Source organism: Ferruginibacter sp. (genome assembly GCF_031430955.1).
Lineage (GTDB): Bacteria > Bacteroidota > Bacteroidia > Chitinophagales > Chitinophagaceae > Ferruginibacter.
The window spans coordinates 1-6,530 of record NZ_JANPCM010000311.1; the positions used below are offsets into that span (position 1 = coordinate 1).

Genomic DNA, 6,530 nt, shown 5'->3' on the forward strand with positions numbered 1-6,530 from the left:
AAATAATTGAACTTTCATGCCCCAAATCCGCCGCGGCGGAGCTTATAAAGAGTTTACTGTTTTTAATAACTTTTCAAAAACTATTCTGTTACTGGTTGTTTATAAAAATGGTTTTAAATTTTCAGTTTGTAAGCCCCTTCAGGGGTTTGGGGTAAATCTGTTTACTGCAATCATCTTTAATGCAGTTATAGCCGCTTCTTCTCCCTTATGCCCATGCAGCCCACCCAATCTTTCATCAATCTGTTGCTGGTTATCAACGGTAAGTATGCCATAAATTGTTGGTACCGGCAATAATAAATTTAATTGCACAATTCCGTCTGTTACTGCTTTGCATACATAATCAAAATGCGGTGTATCTCCTCTTAACACACAACCTAATGCAATAAACACACAGGGCTTATCATCTTTATATTTATGCCGCTCCCAATAATTTTTAATACCGAAAATAAGTTCAAAAGCACCGGGTACTGTTACCATCATGTGCTTTACTTTATATTCGTCTAAAATTTTTTTGCACCCCTCTTCCAGTTTATCAATTGTTGCAGCATTCCATTCGGTACGTACAATTACAACACAGGCATCCTTTTTTAATTGGATGCCTGCGGTATTATATAAGTTTGATGATTGAGTAGACATTGAAACGTTGATCTGTTAAATAGTTAATTGGTTAATTAGTATAAACTGATGCTTCCAAAGATATGCAAATTGCCAATTGTCTATTGCTTATTGCGTTATTTTGCCACACCTAATTTAGCAAGGTATTTATCAGCGTCAAAATCAATCCTGTTATTTCTAAAAAAATCAGGTGTAATCTCCTCTTTTATTTGTTCAAAATATGCAATGGCTTCTTTGGTTTTACCTGTAGCATCACAAAATAGTGCTGCTTTAGATAATGCTAAAAACCTAGTGGCTTCATCTTTTGATGATGCAGCATCGATTGCCTTTTTAAAATTACTTAAAGCCTCATCATTTTTCTTTTGTTCTGCATAAGCATCGCCTAACATTCTGTAGGCAGCGCTTTGTATTTGTCCGGCGCCATTACCATCAAATTCTTTTAAATAATTAATGGCTTTATCAAATTCTTTTAAATGTAAATAGCAGGCGCCTGTCATGTATTGTGCCAGATTGCCCGCTGGTGTACCACCGTAGTTTTTTGCAATGCTGAGTAACCCTGTTACTTTTTCGCCATCTATATTACCACCATTTAAAACAAAACCAACCGTATCTTTTGGAAAGCTGGAAGCAGCCGCCATTTTACCAAACAATTTTTCAGCAGGAAAAATAAGTTCGCTGGCTTTTAATTCATTGGGTGCTTTAAAAAAGTTAAGGTAAGCATACCATCCGCCAATCAATACAATTATTGCAGTGCCCACATAAATAACAGGTTTGCTGAATTTTGCCCAAAAACCTTTTGCTCTTTCTACCACATCATTGGTCTCCACACTTTCAACTTTTACTTTTGTCTCTGCCATTTTTATTTTTTAATATTGGTTTAATATTTTTTAAGCGTTGAATTTGAATATTTAATTTCAACAGCTTTTAACTTTTTTTAATCTACAATAAACGGATAATCCTGCTGTACATAAACATCTTTCAATAATTCATCATCATTAGGCCATGGGCTTTCTTCTGCAAACTGCACACTGTCTTCCACTTCTTTTTTAACCCTTTCATTTATTACATCAATATCAGCATCTGCAATTTTATACTGTGTTTTTAAAACATTCAATACATGATCAATCGGATCTTTTTCTTTGTACTCTTCTACCTCATCTTTACTGCGGTATTTTTGAGGGTCGCTCATGCTATGCCCTTTGTAGCGGTAAGTTTTTATTTCTAATAAAGTTGGTCCGCCTTTTTCTCTTGCCCTGTTGGCAGCCCTTAGTACTGCATTGTGTACATCTTCGGGGCTCATACCATCTACTGCATCTGCAGGCATATCGTATGCGTCGGCCAATTTATAAATATCTAATGTTTTGCTGGTACGGGCTACAGAAGTACCCATTGCATAATGGTTATTTTCGCAAATAAAAACTACCGGCAAATCCCACAGCATTGCCATGTTAAAAGTTTCATGCAGCATACCCTGCCTTGCAGCGCCATCCCCAAAAAAACAAAGAGCTACATTATTAGTGCCTTTATATTTTTCAGCAAAAGCCAAGCCTGCACCGGTACCAATTTGTGCACCCACAATACCATGGCCACCAAAAAAGCCCACATCCACACCAAATAAGTGCATGCTGCCGCCTTTTCCTTTGCTGCAGCCTGTTGCTTTACCGTACAATTCTGCCATACTTGATTTTGGCGTAACACCTTTTGCAATAGCCAAAGCATGACACCTGTAGGCAGTTATAAATTTATCGGTCGGGTTGGTTGCCGTCATACATCCGGCAGCTACAGCCTCCTGCCCAATATACAAATGGCAAAAGCCCCTGATTTTTTGCATGCCATACAACTGACCAGTTTTTTCTTCGAACCTGCGCAAAAGCAGCATCAGTTCGTACCAGTATAAATAAGTTTCTTTAGAAAACTTTGTAGCCAAGGTTTTAAATTTTAGGCGGCAAAGATAAGGGTTTTCAGTTTTCGGTTTACAGTTTTGAAAACTGATTTTTTGGGATTACGGGCAGCAAATCGCTAATTGGACAGAAGTGGCGACGCTCCGTTCAGCACTAACTCTCTATTGAGCTTTAATTGTTTTTTATAAAAAGTAATATCAATCTTTTACTATTTAATAAACTCTTGTATGGTTTAGAACCCTCCAAGAGTTTATTAAATTATCTTGCAGCCGCAATGCTCCAAATCAACAAAATAACCATCACCCAATACAAAAATTACGATTTTGCTTCTTTCGATTTTAAAGAAAGGGTTATTGGCATTTGCGGCTTAAATGGCAAGGGCAAAACCAATTTGCTGGATGCCATTTACTACTGCTGTTTTACCAAAAGTTATTTTAGCAAGACAGATGCTTTGAGTGTGCAGTTTGATAAAGATGGTTTTAGGCTGGAAGCTTTTTTTGAAAATGACACCGAAGAGCAAAAATTGGTTTGCATCCATCGTGGTGCAGGCAAAAAGGAATTATTATTAAATGAAGTGCCTTACGAAAAAATGAGCCAGCATATTGGCAAATTTCCTGCAGTAATGGTAGCACCGGATGATATTGAATTAATTACTGGTGGCAGTGAAGAACGCAGACGTTTTATTGATACCGTTATCAGCCAGATGGATGCTGAATATTTACAACAACTGATTCAATACAACAAAGTATTACAGCAGCGCAACAGTTTGCTTAAGCGTTTTGCAGAACAGGGTAAAACCGACTGGCCGCTTTTAGAAGTGCTGGATGAACAACTGATTGTTCCCGGAAATTTTATTTATACCAAAAGAAAAAATTTTACTGCAGATTTAATTCCATTGGTACAAAAATTTTACAATCAAATTGCAGCTAATGCCGAAGCAGTAACATTGCAATACGAAAGCCAGTTAAATACCGGAGATTTTGAATCTGTATTAAACCAGTACCGGCAAAAAGATTTTATGCTGCAACGGAGTAACGGTGGTGTGCATAAAGATGATATCAGTATGTTATTGAATGATCAATCTTTTAAAAACACTGCATCGCAGGGGCAACGCAAAAGTTTATTGTTTGCTTTAAAACTGGCCGAGTTTGAATTATTAAAAACCAATAAAGGTTTTGCTCCCCTTTTATTTTTAGATGATGTTTTTGAAAAACTGGATGATAACCGCATGCAGCATTTACTGCATTGGGTTTGCAATGAAAATACCGGGCAGGTTTTTATTACCGATACACACAAGGACAGGCTGGAGGATGCTTTTAAATCTTTACAGGTAAAATACCAGGTAATTGAGCTGTAGCAAATTTGGAAATGTTTCGATAGTGTTAATTTAAATGGCTGATAATAGATCGGAGTTTTTTATCTCTATTTTTACTGCCTGAAAAAAATATGAAATTAATTTTTAAGTTGCTGTTATTATTGTGTGTGCAAATTTTTGCTGTAAAATATATTGCTGCTCAAAAGCCAGGTATAAAAAAACCGGTAGCTAAAAAGATTGCAGTACAAAAAATTGAAGCGCCAGAAAACAATAGTTCTGTTGCAGTTTTAAAAGAACAAACTTTTAAAAATGGTATTACTTTAACTACCAAAGGTTTTGTAATACAAGATGCGTATCTTGTATTTAATGACAGGACAAAAGTGGGTGACAGCAATAAAGTTGATCTTAATCAGCAGGTTAATTTAACCCTGTTAATAACCGAAGGATTTAAAGAAGTGAGAGGAAAGATTTTTCCCGGTGGCAGCGAACAAATTTTGTGGAGCAATGGCGAAAAATTAGTAGAATCGGGAGATGTATTTAAATTGTATGATTCTTCGGGAGTAAGCAAAGTAAATGCAAACGCCATTGTTTTAAAAGCAGTAATTACTGAGCTGAATGATAAAAGAGATTGGGTTACTATATCATTTAAAGTATGGGATAAAAGAAATGCAGCCAGTGAAATTAACGGATCTTATAAATTGTATATAAAATAATTATGGCAGAAATTTCTTTACAGGATGCTATTCAGCAATTTTTACAAAAGAGCCGTTTAAAAAGCGGCATCCAGGCTTTGCGTATTGAAGATGTTTGGGAAGATATAATGGGTAAAACAGTTGCCAAATACACTGATAAAATTCAAATCATCAATCACACTTTATACATTACTTCTGCTGTAGCGCCGTTAAAAAATGAATTGCTTTATCAAAAAGAAAAAATTATAGAACGCATCAATGAAGCCTTAGGAGAAAAGCTGGTGAAGGATGTTGTGATAAAGTAGGAATTGGGAATTGGGAATTTGTAATTTGTAATTAGGTTTAAACTTAAACTATATTATCTTACCGTAACGTCAACAACCAAATTCCAAATTCCCAATTACCAATTACTTATTGTCAATCGGCCTTAAAGTATAACCTTCTTTACGCAATAAATTTATCAATCCCATATTGCCTACTAAATGCCCGGCACCCACTGCAATAAAAACGCTTTCTTTTTTTAGAATTACATTAAGTTGGTTTACCCAGTTTTTATTCCTGTTATACAATAAAATATCCTGGTTATCCTGCATACCAAATTCGCTTTTGCTAAAAAGATCTTCTATTTTATTTAACTGCTGGCTTTTATACACACGTACCATGGTATCAAAATATTTTTTGTACGCCTCCAGGCTGTCAATTGTTTTTAATAATTCTTTTGCCTGTTGTGTATAAGGAATACTGTCGAACACCGCCGCCTGAAAAGCCATTGTTTCCAAACCTTTAATTTCTTTTTTATTTTCTTTGGCTAATGTCATTAATTCAGTTTCTACACCACTAATGGTTTTACAGGGCAGCATTTTAGGGTAAAGCATCGCCATTAAAAAAAATGGTTTCATTTTTTGAAACATACCAATAGGTATGTGCAGCGAATCATTAAAAAAGTTTTCTACTTTTTTATACTCTTCATCTTTATATAATTTTTTTAAAGTACTGTCACCCCTCATATTCATTAGCAGTAAACCTCCCATCATTGTTGCAGGGTCGTCCATATCCATTTCCATGTAAATTTCATCCGTTGATTTAATGGCTTTGTTTAACTGTGTCCCAAAGGTATATCATCTTTACAAATAAGATGAAAAGTACCGAACAGGTAGCTGGGTGCTGTAAGTTGTTTGCCGCTTATCTCCCATAGCAGCGTATTATCAGTATCGTTTGTCTTTAAGCTAATGCTGTTGTTTTGTGCAGTACAGGAATTTAGCAGTAATACCGCCAATACCAGCTTTATAATCTTCATCACAATAATTTTAAATGAAAATACGATAAGATATAATTAGTTTGATTAAAAATATTTAATTTACATTACACCTAAATAAATCCCAATATGAAATCAACACTCCTGATTACAACCCTTGTATTTTTATTTTTTACTTCAACTGCACAAAAAGAAATTCCTGCCTTTGGCAAAATAGATAAAGCCGAGTTAGAAATGAAAGAATGTGAATTTGATAAAGCAGCCGAAGCGGTAGTTTTATTTGATGTTGCAGAAGTGTACTGCGATATTAAACAAAGCAGAACTGAACTGGAACGGCATGTAAGGATAAAAATCTTAAACAAAAAAGGAATGGAGGAGGCCAACATTAAAATTCCTTTTCTGTCTGGTAAAAATATTGAAGATATCAAGGGGCTTTCGGCACAAACCATTAATACAGATGCTGCAGGCAATATGGTTATAACCAAAGTAGAAAAAGATGCAGTTTACAGAAAAAAAATTAATAACAGGTTTTCCGAATTGATTTTTACATTTCCTGATGTAAAGCCGGGCAGTATAATAGAATATAAATATAAAGACGATGCAGATTATTTGTATGCAGTAAAAGACTGGTATTTTCAAAAATCAATACCCGTTATTTTTAGCCGGTATATACTTGATTTTCCCAGGGAGTTAGTGATATCAGCTGTATCTAAGGGCGGGCTTACTGTTAACCGGGCTGAAAAAGATAAAGC

9 protein-coding genes are annotated in these 6,530 nt (G+C 35.3%); 4 read left to right on the plus strand and 5 right to left on the minus strand.

Going from position 1 to position 6,530, the window contains the following annotated elements:
* Nucleotides 1–138: 138 nt before the first annotated feature.
* The 3 genes from ribH to pdhA form a co-directional block, all read right to left on the minus strand.
* Nucleotides 139–636, minus strand: coding sequence for a 6,7-dimethyl-8-ribityllumazine synthase (ribH, locus tag ACY65O_RS08775; RefSeq protein ID WP_462220480.1), 498 nt, complete (start codon nucleotides 634–636; stop codon nucleotides 139–141).
* Between the two features lie 95 nt (nucleotides 637–731).
* Entirely contained in the window at nucleotides 732–1,472 is a 741-nt protein-coding gene (locus ACY65O_RS08780; RefSeq protein ID WP_462220481.1) for a tetratricopeptide repeat protein, read from the minus strand.
* 77 nt (nucleotides 1,473–1,549) lie between these two features.
* Nucleotides 1,550–2,542, minus strand: a complete 993-nt coding sequence (gene pdhA, locus ACY65O_RS08785) for a pyruvate dehydrogenase (acetyl-transferring) E1 component subunit alpha (RefSeq protein ID WP_462220482.1) — start codon at nucleotides 2,540–2,542, stop codon at nucleotides 1,550–1,552.
* A 248-nt stretch (nucleotides 2,543–2,790) separates the two neighbouring features.
* Here pdhA and recF point away from each other — a divergent pair, with 248 nt between their 5' ends.
* The 3 genes from recF (at nucleotide 2,791) to ACY65O_RS08800 (ending at nucleotide 4,828) form a co-directional block, all read left to right on the plus strand.
* Complete coding sequence (gene recF / locus ACY65O_RS08790; RefSeq protein ID WP_462220483.1) at nucleotides 2,791–3,873, plus strand: DNA replication/repair protein RecF; 1,083 nt, start codon at nucleotides 2,791–2,793, stop codon at nucleotides 3,871–3,873.
* Between the two features lie 89 nt (nucleotides 3,874–3,962).
* Entirely contained in the window at nucleotides 3,963–4,544 is a 582-nt protein-coding gene (locus ACY65O_RS08795; protein ID WP_462220484.1) for a hypothetical protein, read from the plus strand.
* A 2-nt stretch (nucleotides 4,545–4,546) separates the two neighbouring features.
* Nucleotides 4,547–4,828 carry a DciA family protein gene (locus ACY65O_RS08800; RefSeq protein ID WP_462220485.1) on the plus strand — a complete coding sequence of 94 codons (282 nt, stop codon included), beginning with the start codon at nucleotides 4,547–4,549 and terminating at the stop codon, nucleotides 4,826–4,828.
* A gap of 102 nt (nucleotides 4,829–4,930) precedes the next feature.
* Here ACY65O_RS08800 and ACY65O_RS08805 read toward each other — a convergent pair whose 3' ends face one another.
* Nucleotides 4,931–5,581, minus strand: coding sequence for a TraB/GumN family protein (locus ACY65O_RS08805; protein WP_462220486.1), 651 nt, complete (start codon nucleotides 5,579–5,581; stop codon nucleotides 4,931–4,933).
* A gap of 38 nt (nucleotides 5,582–5,619) precedes the next feature.
* Nucleotides 5,620–5,820 (minus strand): hypothetical protein, encoded by a 201-nt coding sequence (locus tag ACY65O_RS08810; protein ID WP_462220487.1) that lies wholly within the window; start codon nucleotides 5,818–5,820, stop codon nucleotides 5,620–5,622.
* Between the two features lie 87 nt (nucleotides 5,821–5,907).
* Here ACY65O_RS08810 and ACY65O_RS08815 point away from each other — a divergent pair.
* The coding region (locus ACY65O_RS08815; RefSeq protein ID WP_462220488.1) for a DUF3857 domain-containing protein at nucleotides 5,908–6,530 on the plus strand (623 nt) is incomplete at its 3' end.